Below are 18487 nucleotides of genomic sequence, written 5' to 3'. Positions count from 1 at the left end.
CGTGATGACGGACATGGGCGATGCTCCGGCGACGGCGACAGCGGGAGACTCTGCCCCCGAACAAGAACTTAGGTTAGGTTAACCTAAGTTTCAAGGTGCCGCAGTCGGCCAGGGGCACGAGGTCGACGTCTGGACGGTCCATCTTGACCACACGCCGTCGGTGTGTCCGGTGGTGCTTGCCAGGCCGAGGGCGAAGGAGTCGTCACCGAGCGCGCGGTGCAGGTGCTGCCCCATGGGGAGTCCTGTGAGGTGGCCATCCCACGGGTACCGTCCCCAGGACGGTGAATCCGCAGCGCTGCGCGCAACGGTTCCAGATCGTCGAGTGGTGCCTCGGGATCGAGGTGGTCCAAGGGGACGGCGTGCGTACGGAGCCAGTCGGCGTACGGGTTGTGGTGGGGCGGAGCAGGCATGCTGACAGCTCGATTCCCGGTGCTGGGATCGTGAATCGTGGACAGAAGGGCGGGTCAGCGCGCGGGGAGTCCTGGACCGGGTTCGTTCAACAGCCCGTGTCGCTGAGGGGCGTTGGGTCCTGAGGTGCCTTCTCGACGTGCCTGGGCGCCGCGTTCTCCAGGTCGTCGATGCTGCCGGACATGATCGTGCGGATGTGTTCGGTGATGTGCTGGAGCGGCCAGTCCCACCAGGCCAGGGCGAGAAGGCGGTTGATGTCGGCGTCGCTGTAGCGGCGGCGGATGAGCCGGGCGGGGTTGCCGCCGACGATGCCGTAGTCGGGGACGTCGTCGACGACGACGGAGCCGGAAGCGATGATCGCTCCGTGGCCGATGCGGACGCCGGGCATCACCATGGACCGGTAGCCGAACCAGACGTCATGGCCCACCACGGTGTCGCCTCGTCCGGTCAGGCCGGTGATGAGGTCGAAGTGCTCGGACCAGGAACCGCCCATGATCGGGAAGGGGAATGTGGAGGGGCCGTCCATGCGGTGGTTGGCGCCGTTCATGATGAACCGCACGCCCTCGCCCAGCGCGCAGAACTTCCCGATGACCAGCCTCTCCGGCCCGTAGTGGTACAGCACGTTGCGGGTCTCGAAGGCGGTCGGGTCATCGGGGTCGTCGTAGTAGGAGAAGTCTCCGACGTCGATCAGAGGCGAGGTGATCAGCGGTTTCAGCAGCACCACCCGCGGCTGTTCTGGCATCGGGTGCACCACGGTCGGATCGGCGGGAACAGGCGGCATCACGAACTTCGTCCTTCCTGCGGGATGTCTACGGGATCTCTGCGGGTGATTCCGGGTGTCTTCGGGATGTCTTCGGGATGTCTGTGGGTCCGGTGGACTGGACCTCAGCACGTGGCGGCGGACGTCTCGGTCGCCTGCAAGGCCAGTTGGGCGCCCTGCCAGCGCCGACGCAGCCGGCGGTCATGGCTGACGATGACGAGCGTGCCGTCGTACCCGGTCAGAGCGGTCTCCAACTCCTCACCGAGGGCGGGCGAGAGATGGTTGGTGGGTTCGTCGAGCAACAGGATGTCCCATGGCGCACTGAGCAGTCGCGCCAGGGCCAGACGCTGCAACTGCCCGGTGGACAGCCGTCCGACCGGCACCGTGAGCTGCTCGCGGTCGAACAGGCCGAGGGACAGCAGGTGTTCGGCGTGTCCGTCGGCCTCTCCTGCCCGGCCACGGGCGAAGGCGGCCAGCACGGTCTCGGCCGGTTCCCCGGGTCGCGGTTCTTGCGGGAGGTACCCGATCCTGCCGCGGCGGGTGACGCTTCCGCTGTCGGGAGTGACGTCCCCGGCCAGGACACGCAGCAGGGTGCTCTTGCCCGCTCCGTTCGGCCCTGTGATCAGCAGGCGCTCGCCCGCCGTGACGGACAGGCTGGTGGGGGCGAGCCGGTCCGTGACGGCGATGTCGGCGGCGTCGAGTACGACGTCTTGCAGGCGGTGGGTCCGCAGTACGGGGGTGAAGCGCAGCGGCTCCGGCGGGGGCGGGACCGGGTCGGCAAGGAGGCGGCGCAGCCGTTCCTCGGCGTTGCGCACCCTGCTGGCCAGCGATTGCTGCACGCGTCCGCCCGCCCGGTCGTAGGCCAACTTGTTGCCGTCCTTCATCGGACGGCCCGGGGCCACCTGGCGGGCGGTGGTCGCGGCGGCCTCGCGGAGCCGGTCGATGTCGGCCCGCCACTGGTCGTACGCCTGGGCCCAGCGCTGCCGGGCCGCCGCCTTCTCGGCGAGGTAACCGGTGTAGCCGTTGCCGTACCGCACGACGCGACACGTATCGGCGTCCACTTCCAACAGGCTGGTGGCAATGCGTTCGAGGAAGACCCGGTCATGGGAGACCGCCACGGTGGTGCCCCGCCGGGCGCGCAGGTGTTCTTCCAGCCAGCTCAGGGCGCTGTCGTCGAGGTGGTTGGTCGGCTCGTCCAGCAGCAGCACTTCGGGCGCCGCCGCCAGGCAGGCCGCCAGTCGTAACCTGACCCGTTCCCCACCGGACAGGCTGCCCACCGTACGGTCACGGCCCACCAGTCCCAGGCCCAGTCCGTGCAGAGCGCGTTCCACTCGGGCGTCGGCGTCATAGCCGCCGCGCAGTTCGAAGACCGTCATCAGTTCGCCGTACTCGGCCATGCCCGCTTCGTCACCGTCGGCCATGGCGGTCTCCAGGCGGCGCATGCGCTGCTCGACCGCACGCAGATCGCTCAGCCCCCGGTCGATGACCTGCTGGACCGTGGCCTGCGACGGCAGTTGCTCGTCCTGGGCGAGATAGCCGACCCCGCCGGTGGCCTGGACGACGACCTCGCCCTGATCGGGCCGTTCCCGCCCGGCGAGCAGGCGCAGCAAGGTGGTCTTGCCCGATCCGTTCTCACCGATGATGCCGGTGCGCTCGCCCACGGCGAGCGAGCAGGTCACCGAGTCGAGAACGAGTCTGCCGTCGAAGGACTTGCTGACGGCGAGCGCAGTGATCTGTGTAGGCATACAGGAGCTCCCAAGCGAGTTCGAGACGAGGCGGCCGTCGAAGGTCGCGCGGCCAGGCGAACACTTGGGAGAACCATCGATCACTCCACTAGTGCGACAATCGTTGCTTTAAGCAGCGTGCCATATCGACGACACCCCGAGCAAAGGAATTCCGTGGCTCCCGCAGACCCAGGACCGGAAGGCACCCGTCCGCCACCGACCCGCCGCCGACCCGGTGGCCGCACCGCCCGTATCCGTCAGCAGGTGCTCGACGCAGTCGTCGCCGAGCTCGGCGAACACGGCTATGACGGGCTCGCCACCGACGCCGTCGCGGCCCGCGCCGGGGTGCACCGCACCACGGTGTACCGGCGCTGGGGAGATGTCGGCGGCCTGCTCGCGGACGTCCTCGACGCAGCGTCCGACGACGACTGGCAGCCACCGGACACCGGCTCACTGGAGAGCGACCTGACAGCACTGAACCAGGAGATCCACGAAGCCCTGACCACACAGCCGCCGATCATGACAGCACTGATCGCCGCCTCGTTCCGCTCCGATAAGGCCGCCCAGGCCCAACAGCGGCTCTGGGAGGACCGGTACGCACGCTGCGAGATCATCGTCAGCCGGGCTGTCCGGCGCGGCGAACTACCACCGGACACCGACGCCCGGCGACTGCTCATCGCCGCCACCGCGCCGCTGTACCACCAACTGGTGCTCCTCCGCACGACCCCCGACCCGCGCATACCCGGCCAAGCAGCCAGAACCGCCGCCCTCGCCGCAGCCGCCGGCGCCTTCACCGAGCCTCCGTCAGCACGCGGTGCCTGAGCAAGACTCCACCAGTCCCGTGCCGCCCGGAGGTTGAAGCCCGCCCAGGAGGCGAGTATCCCGGCCAACCGCTCCTCTGCCGAGGCCCAGTCGTCCGCTGCCGCGTGCCCGTTGAGGGTCCCCCCCCCCCGTGGTCATGGCCAGGACCCTGGCGGTCCCTGCGGCCGGTGTACGCGGCCCATCGTGCAGCGCATCGGCCGGCCCACTCTGCTTGGCGCACTGGAGGCAGGCAAGCGAAGCCATGGGCTGACATTACCCAGCAGCCCATGGTCCGACGCGCACCCTGTCTGCGCCCTCGCCCCCAGATCACCTCTGCCCGTTCGTACGTCACCACATCAACATGCTCAGCCGGTACTGCTTCCAACTCCCCTACCCGCCTGGCGAAATGCGTCCTCTGTGCGATCCGGACACCACCGAGGACCGAGTCCCTCGCCGCTCTCGCCGGGCACATGAGTAGTGGTGTGTCCGAAGCCTGGCGGGTCAGGTGGTGAGTGCGTGTCCGGTCGTTGCGTCGACGTGCTCCGGGATCTCGTCGTGGCGATCGCCCACGGTCGGTGTCCCGGTGGGTTCGAACAAGAGGATTGCGGCGCCGGACGGGGCGTACGGCTTGTGCTCTGTGCCTCGGGGGACGGTGAAGACCGACCCCTGCGGGAGCAGGACCGTGCGTTCTCCGTCGGGCTCGCGCAACGAGATGTGCAGTTCGCCGTCGAGTACCAGGAAGAACTCATCAGTGTCGTCGTGGACGTGCCAGATGTGTTCGCCCTCGACCTTGGCGATGCGGACGTCATAGTCGTTGACGCGCGTGACGATGCGGGGGCTCCAGAGGGCATCGAAGGAGGCCAGAGCCTTGCTGAGGGAGATGGGGTCGCTGCTCATGGGCCCATCCTGAACCGTTTCGCACAGCCGCCGCGAGTGCTAGGAATTGCATATGCCGAAAGAATCCTCGCACACGGCTCACGCGGCGGGCGTACACCGGGTCGTCGTGATCGTGGACGAGAACTCGAACCCCTTCGAACTCGGCTGCGCGACCGAGATCTTCGGACTGCGCAGGCCGGAGATCGGCCGTGATCTCTACGACTTCAGGCTGTGTTCCCCCGAGCCCCGCACCCTGATGCGAGACGGATTCTTCACGCTCACGGGAGTCGCCGGCCTGGACGCGGCCGACACGGCGGACACCTTGATCGTCCCCAACCGCCCGGACCCTGAAGTACCTCGCCGTCCCGCCGTGCTCGATGCCGTCCGCCGGGCACACGCCCGCGGTGCGCGCCTGGTCGGCTTCTGCAGCGGCGCCTTCACACTGGCCGAGGCCGGAGTCCTCGACGGGCGCCGGGCCACCGCGCACTGGCAGTGGGCTGCTTCCTTCCGGGCACGCTTCCCCTCTGTCCGGCTCGAAGCGGACGTGCTGTTCGTGGACGACGGTGACATCCTCACCGCGGCAGGAAGTGCGGCTGCGCTCGATCTCGGGTTGCATGTGGTTCGCCGCGACCACGGTGCGGAAGTCGCCAACTCGGTGAGCCGACGGCTGGTCTTCGCGGCGCACCGGGACGGTGGGCAGCGGCAGTTCGTGGAGCGGCCCATGCCCGACCTGCCGGACGAGTCCCTGGCGCCTGTCCTGGCCTGGGCCCAGGAACGGTTGGACTCACCGCTCACGGTGTCTGACCTCGCGGCACGTGCGGCGGTCAGTCCGGCGACGCTGCATCGCCGCTTCCAGGCGCAACTGGGCACGACGCCGTTGACATGGCTCACGGGGGAACGGCTCGCTCTGGCGTGCCGGTTGATCGAGCGAGGTGAGTCCCGGTTCGAGGTGGTCGCGCGACGCAGCGGGCTCGGCACCGCCGCCAATCTGCGCACGCTGATGCGCCGCGAGACCGGCATCACACCGTCGGCATACAGGCGCCGGTTCGGGCCGGAGGCGAATTGACGGCGGGCATCCTCTTGGGAGACCTACAAGTACGCGGGCTACAACCAAGCAGCCGGTCGCTCCAGTTCAAGAAGAAGGGCACCAGCACCTACAAGACCCTCAGGACCGTCACGACGGACAGCAAGGGCAAGCTGAAGACGACGAAGGCCCACGGCGGACGGCTACTTCCGCTACTCCTTCGCAGGCACCTCCACCACCCCGGTGAGAAGCCGCTGCCGCCGGGCAAGTTCGACGACAGACTGGTGCCGGCGCACTGGCGCAAGGCGGTGTACGCGAACGCCGAGCCGGACGCGATTGGTCAGCGTCGAGATCCAGCCAACGGGCTTGTAAAACTGAGCCGTTGGAGGGACGGGCTGGGTTGGGGGCGTATGCTGTGCGTGGCAGATCGCGCCTGCCAGCTCCGAGTCACGGTGGCCCACGTCCACCGCGGCGGCGAAGACAAGGTTCCTCGAATCGCGCAGCAGTGTTCCGCCAGGTCATCCGAGTATCCGCGGCGGGGTGGACGTGGGACGTCCCGCGAGATGGAGCACACGATGACCATGGACCGTCGCCGCAAGGCTGAGATTCGCGCCCTCCAGGAAGCCACCGGAGTCACGTATCTGGTGGCCCACCGACAGATCTTCGCCTTGGCCGGGGTGATGCAGCAGCATCCGCAGCTCAACTCCTTCGGTATCGGCGTCTTCGATCCTCGGCGCAAGACGGCTGAGCAGCGCCGGGACGAACTCGCCGCCGGTCGCGAGGAGTTGGCCGCACATGTGGCCGCGGTGATGGAAACGACCGCATGGTTGCGCGAGAGCGTCACGCGGATCGAGACGCCCACCGCCAGCAGCTACACCGTGAAACACGTGATGGAACGGGTAACCGGCAGGTACGTCACCAATGGCGAGTTCATCGCCGCCGCTCTCGTAGCTGGCTACACCTTCAAGTACGATCAGCCGAATGTGCTGTTCGGCATGAGCATCCGGGATCCGAAGCGGATGACCTGAGCGCCCCGGCAGGGATCCTTCCGGCCGTCTGGACGGGCCTCAGGGCCGTGTTCCCGTACGGCTGATCCCCGTGCAAGGCCGGAAGGCTACCGTCGCCATCGCCGTCACTGACGAGTGGCTCTGATCTTGGTCGCCAACCTCGGTCAGTGAGAAACGCGGTATCGCTGCCGGTAGCCATGTATCTAGCCTGTGGTCCATGCACCAGTCCCGAAGGCGCGACCGGCGCCTGGCTCACCGTGTGCCGCCGAAGTCGGCCCGACGCCAGGCGTCTCGGCTCACGGCCGTCGGCGCTGATGTCGTCCTGGTCGGCTACTTCTCCGCGAAGCAGAAGGACTTCGAAACACTCATGGCGTCGGCAGCCGCAGAGCTGGCAGCGCGCGGCGCTCGGGGCGTTGTGCAGATTGTGCAGCGCCGAGGTGTCTCGGACGGCGGGGTCCTGAAGATGGGTCTGCCCTACTCCTCGCGGACTCTGCTGAGCTATGGGAAGGTGCGCGAAGTAGCCCAGGCCTGCGACCAGGCCAACGCTGACATGGTGATCTTCGTTGCTTCCTTGACCGAGCGCCAGCAGCGCGCGCTGACGGCCATGCTTGGCCGCCCTGCCGTAAGTCTGTCCGACGTTCTCGCTGTCGACTGACCACTCACGGTCACCCCCAACTCGGCCGCACAGCTCGGGAACACGTCCCAGAGGCTGACGGTTTGCCAGTCCCTCGTCTCACTGCCCCTACAGTATGTTGAACGCGTTCAATTTCGCGAACGTGGGGGCGTGATGGAAGAACGTCAGGGCATCTCCGCTCGGCAGCGGTCCTTGGTCGTAGCGGGGGCCGTGGTGGCAGGGGGCGCGGCGACCTTAGGTCTCTTGTTCGCCCCTTTCTTGGCTTGGCTCTTCATCGTGAGCGCGGTAGCGGCCGCCATGCCGCTGTTGATGCGAGAGCAACCGAAGGCATGCGCCCGAGCTTGCCTCGTCATCGGGGCAGGCATGCTGACCTGGGCATTGATCGGTGCCGTCATCGGCATGTTCCTGTTCATTCCGGCAGCCCTGTTGCTGCTGGGCGCGGCCTTCGTGGACCCCGGCAACCGTCCGGGCCGATGGCTTGTGGTGGCCACACCCCTTGCGGCTGTGGCAGCCTTCCCGTTGATCGTTCTCCCGTCGGATGCGGAGAACGAACCGCCTCCGTACTTCGACGCGACGCTGGAATCCACCAACCGGTTCAACGAGGGGGAGTTCAACGAGCGCAAGGAACATCTGCGCGACTTCGGAGCCACCAGAATCGAGGTGTTCGGGGTGGGCGACACCGGGCAACTCATCCTTCACGTTGACATGCCCGAAGACTTCCCGGAAGGGCAGAGCCAGGACAGACTCAGGAAGGAGATCGCCAGGCTCCCCGGGGTCGTGAAGGTCGACCTCTGCACGTTCTACACCTGCGATTACTGAGCCATGCCGTCGAGGGCGATTGCGCCAGCGCGAACTCCGGTTGGAGGCCGCCCTCCTCGGACGCTTCCGGGGCGGGCAGACCGGCAAGGTCCATCGTGCCGCCGACGGCAGGTGCAGCCTGCTGGTGTTCGGGCCGACCCGGGCCAGGCCACGGACAGCCCGCAGTTCATCGTTTCAGCCGTCGAAGCGAAACCAGCGGAACCCGTGGTCGAGCAGTGGCGTCAAGGAGGCACGGTGGAGCGCGGCGAAGGACACGACGGCCTCGTTCTCGTCGCTGCTGATCGTCGTGAGCAGTCCGGGGGCGACGAAGAACTTCTCGGCGGTGTAGGTCGGCAGGAACGGGCTCAGGGGTACGGGGCGCAGCATGCTCCACAACGGGGCGAGGCGCGCGGTCGGCATGCAGAAGGTCGACGCGTGGTAGAGGGCGGCGTTCATGGCTTCGTAGAGGGTGTACTGGAGGAGGAACCGGCTGAGCGGTTCCTCCTCGGAGATCGTCTCGGGGTCCGCCAAGCCGGGGTCTTCGGTGAGCCATACACGGGGATCGACGTCGTCCCGTTCCTGCGGCGGCCACAGTATGGACCAGTCCCGGGTCCCCTCGCGGTCCACGGCGAAGACCAGTCGATCGCCCAGTGGCCCGGAAGCGTGCCGGGGCTGTTTCAGCACCGGGTTGCAGAACCTGTGGATGGCCGGGCGGAGGCGGGCCAAGCGGTGGAAGGCGGCCAACGCCTGCGGCAGGCCCTTCGGTTCGGCCGCCATGCTCTCTCCCCCGGCCGGCTCGGCCTCCTCGGTGGGAAACCAGCCGAGGACGAAGGACTCGAGGGCCCGGATCGGGTCCGTCTCCACGTGGTCGACCCAGTCCACCCCCGGCACCGGCCCAGGTGCCGAGACGGGTCGGACCGCGTCCAGCATCTCGCGGGTCAGCGGCTGTTCGAGCTCCAATGCAGCGGAGTCGAAGCCAGCGCCTGCGGCGAGGCCCACTACTTCCTCCGGGACGACCATACCGACTTCACGATCTGGGCACTGGCCCTCGGACTCGACGATGACGACAGTCGCGTCCGCCCCCGCCCCGATCAGAGCCGGCCCCATCTCGTACCGGTGGAGCCCGGCTCCGGCGACGGACAGTGCCGCCGCCTCGGTGGTCAGGGGCGGGAGCGGTTGCGTCACCCGGTCACCCTATCCGGGAGGACGGATCAGGGCTGATCCAAACGAAGGGCCCTGCCACGAACACTGGAGGGGGCGCTTCCCCTTGAGGGTTCTCGTCATCCTCCCGCGTCTCGCACAGGCGCGTGACCTGCCCCCATCTTGACGTGTTCACGAAGTTACTTGAGCATGAGTGGTTCGCCGTCCAGGGCAACGGCCGGGAAGGGTGCGTGCGCGCCATTCCCGGCCGCTGTCCTGGTGGCTGGTGCCACCGAACTCCAGAGCAGGTACACGGAACTCGCTGTCAGAGCTTGCGCAGACAACCGTCCAGCACTGTAGGGAGACACACGATGAGCAACTTGGTTCTGCTCGACGACACCGGCGTCGCGATCGACCCGGCGGACCTGGATCTCGACGTTCAGGTCGCCGGGATCAGCCCGGACGCCGCCTTCGGCGGCCTTCCCAACGGCGAACAGCTGTCGGGGGTCAGTTGTGGTTCGACCTCACCCAGCACGTATGGCGTCCAGTCGCGCTGCCAGGTGTGTTGCTGCTGATCAGGGACCGGTAAGGGGGCAGGGCCACGCGCCCTGTCCCCTGCGTTGTGTCTACGGCCGCACCGAGGGAGAGGCAAGAGCGCATGCGGGACGACTACTACGACCTGGCCGGTCCGCTTCTCGTCCGGATGGCGGCCGTCGCCCGCCCCCCGTCGATACGCGACTGCGGCGGCCCCGGACCGGCCGACATCCGCCGTACCATCGCCGATCCGCTGCTGCGCGAGGCGATCGAGCTGGCCTCCGGCAGTCTCCCGCGGCACCTCGACCGGCTGGAGGCGGGAGAGGACCTGGGAGCCAAGAGAATCGCCGGCATGGCCCGGTCGGTCACCCGCTACGCCCTGCGTATGAGTGCGCGGCCGACACCGTTCGGTCTGTTCGCCGGGGTCACCACCGCGCGACTCGGCCCCCGCACCATGGTCGACATCCGCGGCGTCGGGCACAAGGCCGTACGGATCGACGCCGCCTGGCTGGACGAACGGGTACGCGGCTGGCTGACATCCGCCGAGGTCCGCCGACGGGTGTACGTGGTGTGGAACGGCCTGTGCCGTACCCGGGGCGAGCGGCTGCTGCTGCAAGGGCCCGACGGCGAGATCTCCGTCCGGTCGAACGCGCTGACCTCCTGGGCCGCCGACGCGGCGGTGCGCCCGGTGTCGTACGAGTGGCTGCTGAAGCAGGCCGCCGACGTGTTTCCCACGGTGGACGAGGAGCGTGTCGACAAGGTCCTGGCGCAACTCCTCACCCATGGCTTCCTGCTCAACTCCCTCTCCTCGCCCCGCATCGACGCCGCGCTGCTGGACCATGTCGAGGCCGCTGTCGAACCCGTCACCGGCGCCGTGGCGCAACTGCGCGCGATGCGCGCGGCCATGGACACGTACGCGTCGGCGGCGCCCGGTGAGGGCATCCCGGCCTGGCGTGCGCTGCTGAGCGCGGCCGACCCGAAGGGGCAGTCGGAGCGGCCCGCGGTGCAGGTCGACCTGCACGTGGATGCCGATGTGCAACTGGCGGCGGGGGTCGCGGAGGAGGCCAGGCGTTACGCGTGCGCGATGTGGGAGCTGTCGCAGGAGTGGACCGTCGGCAGCCATATGCGCGAGTACTGTACGCAGTTCATCGAGCGGTACGGAACGGACGCGGCCGTCCCGCTGGCCGAGTTGACCGACCCGCACCGCGGCCTCGGCTTCCCCGGGATCTACACCGACCGCTCTCCCGAAGGGCCGTCCCACCCGACCGTGCTGAGCAGCGACGAGGAGGCCCGGGAACGCCGGATGCTGACCGCGGAGCTGGTGCAGGAGGCGCTGCTGGGTGACGAGCGCGAGGTGCGGCTGACGCCCGAGCTGATCGACCGGCTCTCCCCCGCGGCACGGGAGGTTCCCGCCGAGCCGCCGCGGTCGCTGGAGCTGTGCCTGCAACTGCTGGCCGAGAGCCCCGCCGCCGTGGACCGAGGTGACTTCCGCCTGCTCACCTCGCGGCACCTCGGGTCCTGGGTGGCCGGCGCGACCGCGGGCAGGTTCGCCGAGCAGCTCGGCATCGAGGGCGAACTGGCCCGGCTCGTCGGCGGCCTCGCCGACGAGCACACCATCGCGGCGCAGGTGAGCTTCCGCCCGCGCACCGTACGGGCCCTGAACATGACGCAGGTACCGGCGCTGCTGCCCCATCAGTTGCCCATCGGCACCTACACGGACCCGGCCGCCGAGGGGCACCTCGACTGGCGTCGGCTGCTGGTCGGCATCGACGCGTCCGGCCTGCATCTCACGGACCCCGCCAGTGGCCGCAGGGTGCTGCCCGTCGTACCGCACATGGTCGCCCTCCAACGCGAGGCCCCCGAGGTGGCCCGCTTCCTCGTCGACTGCGTCTTCGGGCGTTCCCGCGCCTGGACCGGCTGGGAGTGGCAGGGCTTGGAGAGCCTCCCGCTGCTGCCGCGCGTCACGTTCGGCAAGGTGGTCGTCCAGCCCATGCGGTGGCTGCCGAACACCACGCTGCGCCGGGCCGCCCAGGACCCCGCCGAGTGGGAGCGGGTACTGGACGAGTGGCGCAGCCGGTACCGGGTGCCGGACCGGCTGCTGGTCGTGCACTGGGACCGCACCTACGGCCTCGATCTGGCCGCCGCCTGGCATCGTGAGCTGCTGCGCCAGGAGTTGCGCCGCAGCAGACCGCTGCTCTTCGAGGATCTGGCGGCCGACGAGCGGGCGTTGGGCTGGGCCCAGGGCCGCAGCACCGAGGTGGTGATCCCGCTGACGCGCCGCAACCGCCCGCCCGCCTCCACGCGCCCGGCCCCCGCGCGCCCCGCGTCCGTACAGCGCTCCACGACTCCGGCCGACATCTACCGACTGCCGGGAGAGGACTGGCTGTTCGCGAAGTTGTACGCCGCCGAGGAGACCCTGGACGAGCTGCTGCGCGACAGCCTTCCCTCTCTCCTGCGGCCACTGGCCCCGCAGTTGGACCGCTGGTTCTTCATGCGTTACCGCGACCCGGACCCGCACCTACGGCTGCGCCTGCACGGCGCGCCCGCAGCACTGCACGGCACGGTGCTACCGCAACTGTCCGCGTACGTACGGAAGTTGATCGACCGCGGTGTGCTGCGCCACATGACGCTGGACACCTACGCCCCCGAAGTCGACCGCTACGGCGGTCCGGACGCCATCGCCCTCGCCGAGGAACTGTTCTGCACCGACAGTCAGTCCGCCCTCGTCCAGTTGGGTCTGCGCGCCCGCGGGGCGCTGGACCTGCCCACGGAGGTGCTGGCGGCCCTCAACCACGCCATGCTGCTGGAGTCGTTGGGCGACTGGGACTGGTGCGACTGGGTGGCCCGGGGCTTCCCGCCGGGGCGCGATTCCTACCGGCAGCACCGCTCGCTGGTGCGGGACATCGTCGTGCCCGGCCGGGCAGCGGCCGTCTTCGCCGAGCGGTTCTCCTTCGCCCCGCTCGCGGACCTGTGGAAGTCCGCGCCCGGCGCCGCGTACGGCAAACTCCTCCTGCCGCACGGGCGGCTGAGTCCCGTCGGCGAGCGCTCGGTTCCCGCGCTGCTGCACATGCAGCACAACCGGCTCCTGGGCATCGACCGTGCACACGAGCACCGCGGCTACGCCGTCCTGGGCGGCTTCGCCCGCGACCATCTGCGCCGGCAGGCCGCTGCCGCCCGCGACGTGAAGGAGGCCTGAGTTGAACCGCCCCGAGCAACTCCACCCGGCCGGGCCCCGCCACGCCGAGGCCGCCCGCGCCGTCGCCGACGAGGTGCTCTCCCGGCTCGCGGACCCCGCCGCGACGGCCGCGGACAGCCGGATCCCGGAGGAGAGTTCGTCGATCGGCGAGGACGAGCCGCTGTGGGAGCCGCTGTCGCTCGCCAGCGGCCACCCCGGCATGGCGGTGGTCTTCAACGGATCGGACCGGCCGCAGCAGGCGCACCGCTATCTCGCCGAGGCGCTCGCCGCGCTCACCGGACACCCCGACGAGCTGGGCGGCTCCTTCACCGGCCCCGGCTCGGCGGCCTTCGCGGTCCTCATCGCCCACCGGGCCACCGATGGCTACCGCGGAGCGCTGGAGCGGCTGGACGCTCATCAGCGGCAGGTGGTGCGCGCCGCACTACCGCGGGTCACGGACTCTCCGGTCGCTTCCAACGGGGTGTTCGAAGTGGTCCGCGGCATGACCGGTATCGGCCGCTACTTGCTGGCCCGCAAGGAGAGTTGCGAGGCGGAGCTGCGGCTGGTCGTGTCCTGTCTCGTCGAGCTGAGCCTCGGCGAGATCGACCACCGCGGGCACAAGGTCCCCCGCTGGTGGTCGATGGCCGCGCCCAGGATCGGGCAGGAGGTGGAGATGCCCGACGGCAACCTCAACTTCGGCCTGTCGCACGGTATCGCCGGACCTCTCGCCCTGCTCTCCCTCGCCTGGCGCGCCGGTGTGGTCGTCGACGCGCAGCGCGAGGCGATCGAGGCGCTGATGGCGCTGCTGCGGCAGTGGGCGTACGAGGACGAGGACGGCGGGGTCCGCTGGCCGCACGCCGTCTCCCTCGACGACTGGGCCGCGGGACCCGGCAGCCTCCGTCCTCACCTGCGGCCGTCCTGGTGCTACGGCGCCCCGGGGATGTCCCGCGCCGTGCAACTGGCGGCGGTGGCGCTGGAGCGCCCTGACTGGCATGCCCTGGTGAGCCGTTCGCTGCTGCCGCTGTTGTCGGTGCCTGTGGACACATGGCACTGCGACGATCCGGGGCTGTGCCACGGCTGGGGCGGGCTGCTGCACCTCATCGGGCGGCTGGGTGAGCACATCGAGGACCCGCGCATACAGGCCGTTCGTGACGACCTGGCGGCCATGACCCTGGCCCAGTTCCGTCCCACGTCCCGGTTCGGCTTCCGTTCCACGCTGACGGACACACCGCAGGGGTGCGACCTGCCGGGCTTCTTGCAGGGCGCCGGCGGAACGGCACTGGCGCTGCGCGCCTATGCGGACGGCACGGTGTACGGGGGCTGGGACATACCGTTGCTGGTGTCTTGAAGCGGGTGCGCGTGGGCCGCGTGAGGTGAGGGGCCATCCGGCGAGCCCCGGTCTCTCATGGCGCGGTGCCGTGGCGGCTCGAGTCCGGCTTCACGGTGATCGGTGATGTTCGGTTCCTGCTGGAGTGTGTTGCCTGTCAGCGGAGTTGGCTGAATGCCTGGTCGGCGTCGGCCACGGCCTCGGGGTGGACGTCGTGGGCGGTTCGGCCGTCGGCGATCTTCTGCCAGTTGGCCCGCGCGAGCACCCGTTGGACCGCGAGTACCTGGGCGGCCCGCAGGCGTGCCTGGATACCTTCGCCGAGGGCGTCGGCCAGTGCTTCCTCGTCCTGGAGCTGGTACTGGGTGAGGCGTCCCGCCAGGCTCGGTGTGGTGAACACCAGGCGGTGGAACGCCACTACCTCAGGGTGGTCGTTGAGACCGGTGACGGGGTCGTACCGGTCGAGGCCGGCCCGGAAGTGCTGGTGCAGCGCGGTCACCGGCTTGGTGCCGGGTCTGCGGTCGCGTACGACGCGTGCCGCCTCGCCCTGGTGGTCGGCGAACCGGTGCAGGACCAGGTCTTCCTTGGTGGGGAAGTACCGGAACAGGGTCGGTTTGGAGATCCCGGCCGCCGCGGCGATGTCGTTGACGGAGACGCTGTCGAAGCCGTGTTCCAGGAACAGTGAGACGGCCGCGTCGCCGATGGCGTCGCGTGTCTGCTCCTTCTTCCGGGCCCGCAGTCCCGTCGGCTCGCTCATCCGACCACAGTAACATTCGTAACCGAGTTGCATTTTTAACCGAGTAACGTTTTTATTGGGCCGCGTGAACCAGACAGACACTCCCCCCGTACTCGTCACCGGGGCAACGGGCCGCATCGGCCGCCTCGTCATCGACCAACTCCTCGACGCGGGCGTACCGGTCCGCGCCCTCACCCATCGCGCCGAAGCAGCGGCGACACTGCCGACGAAGGCCGAGGTCTTCACCGGTGACCTCACCGTGCCCGAGTCCCTCGACCCGGCACTGAACGGCGCCGGTGCGGTCTTCCTCGTCTGGACCGCCCCGCCGCGGACAGCCGCAGCAGCCATCGAGCGGCTGGCGGCCCACGTGCCGCGGGTCGTCTTCCTCTCCTCCCCGCACCGGACACCGCACCCCCTCTTCCAGCAGCCCAACCCCATGGCGGCCCTGCACGCCGACATCGAACGGCTCATCGCGGCCACCGCACTCCGATCGACGATCATCCGGCCGGGCATGCTCGCATCGAACTCACTGGCCTGGTGGGCCCCCGCGATCCGCGCCGGCCGGACCGTCCGATGGCCCTACGGCGCCACCGAGACCGCACCCGTCGACGACCGCGACGTCGCAGCCGTCGCCGCACAGACACTCCGTCAGGACACACACGCCGGAGGTGACTACGTCCTCACAGGCCCCGAATCACTGACCCAGGCCGCACAGGTGAGCCTCATCGGTGACGCTCTGGGGCAGCGGATCCCCTTCGAGGAGATGACACCGGACGAGTTCCGGAACCTGTCGAAGGGCACGGCGCCCGGCCCGGTCATCGACATGCTCCTCGACGCGTGGAGCGCAGCGGCCGGACAACCCGCATACATCACCACTACGGTGGCGGACCTCCTCGGAACGGCGCCGCGAACGTTCCATCAGTGGGCCACCGATCACGCCACCGCGTTCACACAGAGCCCGCAGGACTCAGAAGGTTCAGAAGGCTCGCAGGGTTCAGAGGACTTGTAGCCACGGAGTGCGGGGCCCCCTCCGCCTGGAACGGTATGTACTCGATCAACCGATCAACGAGGGGAATCCCGACATCAACCAGTGATGCCTTCTGCTCCTCGGGGATCTGCCAGGCGGACAGCGACTTTGACGCACCGTCGTCTTCCGCGCGCTGAGCCGCGCCCACGCCTGGCAGAACCCCTTCCACCACCTCGCCCGCTGCTACGAACGCCGCGCCACCGTGATCGACGCCTTCTTCGACCTCGCCGACATCGTCATCACCGTGCGCAGCCTGACAACACACCCGTCCGGGCGGGCGACTGCTGCCTCAACCGATGTCGTCCGCCATGGTGGCGAGCCGGTCCACCACCGGCTGGTAGTGGGTCAGACCTCGATCGACCCAGAGCTGGGCGCTCTCCCGCGCCGTCCTGTCGTAAGTGCCCGGCCCGTCCTCCACTCCCCGGTTCACCATGACGTCGACGAGTTCCGCGAGGTAGTCACCGGATACCTCGCGCTCGTTGTAGCCGGTCCCGGCGAGCAGGGCGTCCAGAGGATGGCCGTACGGCGCTTTGATGTCGAGCAGGAAGCGGACCTGGTTCTTCAGCACGTGTAAGTCCTCCTCGTAGCCGTACGGGAGGCGCCTGACGAGTGAGTCCACGCTCACGTCTCCGAGTTCCCGGCTGACTGCTCCCCGCTCCACAAGCCGCCGCACTTCCCGCTCCGGGTACGGTTGCGAGCTGATGGCCAGGTCCAGCAGCGTCTTGCCCGAGATGTTGACGGCGTTGATGTCCGCGCCCGCGTCGAGCAGGGACCACAGGACGGCCCAGTGCTTCTCGCCTTGGACCCGCCGGGAGTCTGGGCGCGGCCGACCGCTGCGATCGGCCGCCGCGAACTGTGGCGCGTTTCCGAACGCCAGTTGGGCACGCGGATCGGCACCCGCCGCCAGCAGCGCGTGGACGGCCTCGACGTCACACGCCGCCACGGCGTGGTGCAGGGGTGTCGCGCCATGTTCATCGATGGCGTTGACGTCCGCACCGTCGCTGATCGCGGCACTCAGTGCCGTGGGATCTCCCGCGGCGGCGGCCAGCAGCAGGGCACGGTCGCCCACCTCCGGCGTGCCAAGAGGCTGAAGTTCGAGAATGGCGAAAGCCACGTCCTGGTTCGGCGGGGCGGCCTCGGCCAGCATCACGAACCTCGCCCCAGGCAGATGCGCCGCCACGTGACCCAGGTAGACGTTCTCCTCCTCCCCGAAGTCCTCCCACACGACGTCCATCGGGCCGTAGGAACCGATCAGCATGTGCGCGACAGCGCGGCGCCGCGGAGAGCGTATGCGTGCCAGGACAGCCGCTTCCTCGCTGCCGCGGTGTGCGTCCGCATGGTCGTCCTCGCCGTCCTGCCCGTCCATCCCGCCTTCGTCATCCTCGAAGTCCTCGTCGTCCTCGCCGTCCCAGTACTCCTCCAGGTAGAGCTCCTCGTCGAACCGGGCCAGCGTCTCTTCGTCGCAGCCGAGGTCTTCACCGAGCACGTCCAGCGCCTCGTAGAAGGACGCGGCGATCCCGACGACGCCGAAAGAACAGCACTCTTCGTCACCGGCAGCCGCGTTCGCCCTGTCGGCGCTCTCAGCCGCCTCGCCGAGAATTTCCGCGAGCTCCGCCGTACCGGAACCACCCCCGGGAAGGTAAGCCACGACTAGGAACCGCCCGGACGTCAGCTCTGGCCGCAGGATTCCTGACTCGGCATCGGCAAGACACTTCAACAGCTCGTCATAGTCCATGCCGGCAGTGTGGCAGCCAGCACTGACACGGCGGCATTTGACGTGCTCCCTGGCCTGAAGTCCAGGGATTCCGGCCTGGGTCGTCTGACCCTTCCGGGGGCTTCCTGCTTCACCGCGCTGTGCGGGCACGTGTGCCCGTCTTACCGGCGCTCCACAGGCGTTTAGCGTCTCCACCCGTCCGGCGGCGACGATTCGGCGTCCCTCGAAGAGGACGTTGCGGGCTGCGTTGTGGTCGCGGTCGTGTACGGTCCCGCACTCACGGCACGTCCACTCCCGGACGTGCAGGGGTTTGGGGCCGTCCCGGAATCCGCAGGCCGAGCAGAGCTGCGAGGACGGGAAGGCACGGTCCACCTTGGCGAAGGTGCGGCCGTGCAGAGCCGCCTTGTACTCCAGCATGCCGACGAACGCGGACCATCCCGCGTCGTGGACGGACTTGGCGAGCCGGGTGCGGGCGAGGCCGGACACCGCGAGGTCTTCCACATACACCGCTTGGTTGTCGCGGATGATCTGTGTGGATACCTTGTGGTGCCAGTCCCGGCGCCGGTCCGCCACCCTGGCGTGCTGGCGTGCTGGCGTGCGACCTTGATGCGGGCCTTGGCCCGGTTCTTCGATCCCTTGGCCTTGCGGGACAGCTCCCGCTGAAGGCGCCTGAGCTTCTTCTCCGCCCGGCGCAGGAAGCGCGGGCTGTCGATCTTCCGGCCATCGGACAGGACGGCGAAGGCGGACAGGCCGAGGTCGATACCGGCGTCGGTCTCCGCCTCGGGGAGGATGTCGGGCTCGGTGT

At 69.0% G+C, this 18487-nt stretch carries 15 protein-coding genes and 3 pseudogenes; 11 read left to right on the top strand and 7 right to left on the bottom strand.

Translation table 11 applies throughout. From position 1 onward, the window contains the following. Positions 1-496 precede the first annotated feature (496 nt). On the bottom strand, positions 497-1189 hold the full coding sequence (locus ACZ60T_RS28025) for a CatB-related O-acetyltransferase (RefSeq protein WP_469668394.1): 693 nt from the start codon (positions 1187-1189) through the stop codon (positions 497-499). Between the two features lie 104 nt (positions 1190-1293). Then, positions 1294-2913: a ribosomal protection-like ABC-F family protein gene (gene abc-f / locus ACZ60T_RS28020; RefSeq protein ID WP_469668392.1), complete on the bottom strand. Its 1620-nt coding sequence runs from the start codon at positions 2911-2913 to the stop codon at positions 1294-1296. 153 nt (positions 2914-3066) lie between these two features. Between abc-f and ACZ60T_RS28015 the strand changes: the two genes are divergently transcribed. Next, positions 3067-3714 carry a TetR/AcrR family transcriptional regulator gene (locus ACZ60T_RS28015; RefSeq protein ID WP_469668390.1) on the top strand — a complete coding sequence of 216 codons (648 nt, stop codon included), beginning with the start codon at positions 3067-3069 and terminating at the stop codon, positions 3712-3714. Between the two features lie 480 nt (positions 3715-4194). Here the strand turns inward: ACZ60T_RS28015 and ACZ60T_RS28010 are convergent, their stop codons facing one another. Further along, the gene (locus ACZ60T_RS28010; protein ID WP_469668388.1) at positions 4195-4590 is read right to left on the bottom strand and encodes a cupin domain-containing protein; all 396 of its coding nucleotides are present in this window, start codon (positions 4588-4590) and stop codon (positions 4195-4197) included. A 52-nt stretch (positions 4591-4642) separates the two neighbouring features. Here ACZ60T_RS28010 and ACZ60T_RS28005 point away from each other — a divergent pair, with 52 nt between their 5' ends. The 5 genes and pseudogenes from ACZ60T_RS28005 to ACZ60T_RS27985 all read left to right on the top strand — a co-directional run bounded on the left by ACZ60T_RS28005 (position 4643) and on the right by ACZ60T_RS27985 (position 8053). Next, complete coding sequence (locus ACZ60T_RS28005; protein ID WP_469668386.1) at positions 4643-5635, top strand: GlxA family transcriptional regulator; 993 nt, start codon at positions 4643-4645, stop codon at positions 5633-5635. A gap of 9 nt (positions 5636-5644) precedes the next feature. Then, positions 5645-5836 (top strand): annotated as a pseudogene (locus ACZ60T_RS28000) (calcium-binding protein); the annotation flags it as partial. A gap of 332 nt (positions 5837-6168) precedes the next feature. After that, the gene (locus ACZ60T_RS27995; protein ID WP_469668385.1) at positions 6169-6621 is read left to right on the top strand and encodes a hypothetical protein; all 453 of its coding nucleotides are present in this window, start codon (positions 6169-6171) and stop codon (positions 6619-6621) included. 196 nt (positions 6622-6817) lie between these two features. Next, the gene (locus ACZ60T_RS27990) at positions 6818-7255 is read left to right on the top strand and encodes an HflX-like GTP-binding protein (protein ID WP_469668383.1); all 438 of its coding nucleotides are present in this window, start codon (positions 6818-6820) and stop codon (positions 7253-7255) included. A 129-nt stretch (positions 7256-7384) separates the two neighbouring features. Next, a complete protein-coding gene (locus ACZ60T_RS27985; RefSeq protein ID WP_469668381.1) occupies positions 7385-8053 on the top strand; it encodes a hypothetical protein in 669 nt (222 codons plus the stop codon). Positions 8054-8227: 174 nt separating this feature from the next. On the opposite strand, the gene ACZ60T_RS27980 is transcribed toward ACZ60T_RS27985, so the two are convergent. Then, on the bottom strand, positions 8228-9217 hold the full coding sequence (locus ACZ60T_RS27980) for a hypothetical protein (RefSeq protein WP_469668379.1): 990 nt from the start codon (positions 9215-9217) through the stop codon (positions 8228-8230). A gap of 326 nt (positions 9218-9543) precedes the next feature. On the opposite strand from ACZ60T_RS27980, the gene ACZ60T_RS27975 reads away from it, so the two are divergent. From ACZ60T_RS27975 to ACZ60T_RS27965, 3 genes are all read left to right on the top strand, one after another. Next, the gene (locus ACZ60T_RS27975) at positions 9544-9747 is read left to right on the top strand and encodes a hypothetical protein (protein WP_469668378.1); all 204 of its coding nucleotides are present in this window, start codon (positions 9544-9546) and stop codon (positions 9745-9747) included. Positions 9748-9830: 83 nt separating this feature from the next. Next, positions 9831-12902, top strand: a complete 3072-nt coding sequence (locus ACZ60T_RS27970) for a lantibiotic dehydratase (RefSeq protein WP_469668376.1) — start codon at positions 9831-9833, stop codon at positions 12900-12902. Position 12903: 1 nt separating this feature from the next. Further along, positions 12904-14229, top strand: a complete 1326-nt coding sequence (locus tag ACZ60T_RS27965) for a lanthionine synthetase C family protein (protein WP_469668374.1) — start codon at positions 12904-12906, stop codon at positions 14227-14229. 136 nt (positions 14230-14365) lie between these two features. On the opposite strand, the gene ACZ60T_RS27960 is transcribed toward ACZ60T_RS27965, so the two are convergent. After that, positions 14366-14962, bottom strand: coding sequence for a TetR/AcrR family transcriptional regulator (locus ACZ60T_RS27960; protein WP_365625863.1), 597 nt, complete (start codon positions 14960-14962; stop codon positions 14366-14368). Positions 14963-15026: 64 nt separating this feature from the next. Here ACZ60T_RS27960 and ACZ60T_RS27955 point away from each other — a divergent pair, with 64 nt between their 5' ends. Then, a complete protein-coding gene (locus ACZ60T_RS27955; RefSeq protein WP_469668372.1) occupies positions 15027-15950 on the top strand; it encodes an SDR family oxidoreductase in 924 nt (307 codons plus the stop codon). Between the two features lie 151 nt (positions 15951-16101). Next, positions 16102-16233: pseudogene (locus ACZ60T_RS27950) on the top strand (IS5/IS1182 family transposase); the annotation flags it as partial. Between the two features lie 24 nt (positions 16234-16257). Here ACZ60T_RS27950 and ACZ60T_RS27945 read toward each other — a convergent pair. Next, positions 16258-17115: an ankyrin repeat domain-containing protein gene (locus ACZ60T_RS27945; protein WP_469668623.1), complete on the bottom strand. Its 858-nt coding sequence runs from the start codon at positions 17113-17115 to the stop codon at positions 16258-16260. A 645-nt stretch (positions 17116-17760) separates the two neighbouring features. After that, positions 17761-18487: pseudogene (locus tag ACZ60T_RS27940) on the bottom strand (RNA-guided endonuclease TnpB family protein); the annotation flags it as partial.

The sequence above is a fragment of the Streptomyces sp. NPDC104371 genome (genome assembly GCF_055583785.1).
The sequence above is the reverse complement of the archived record's forward strand: the minus strand, read 5'-3'. Positions and strand labels throughout refer to the sequence as shown.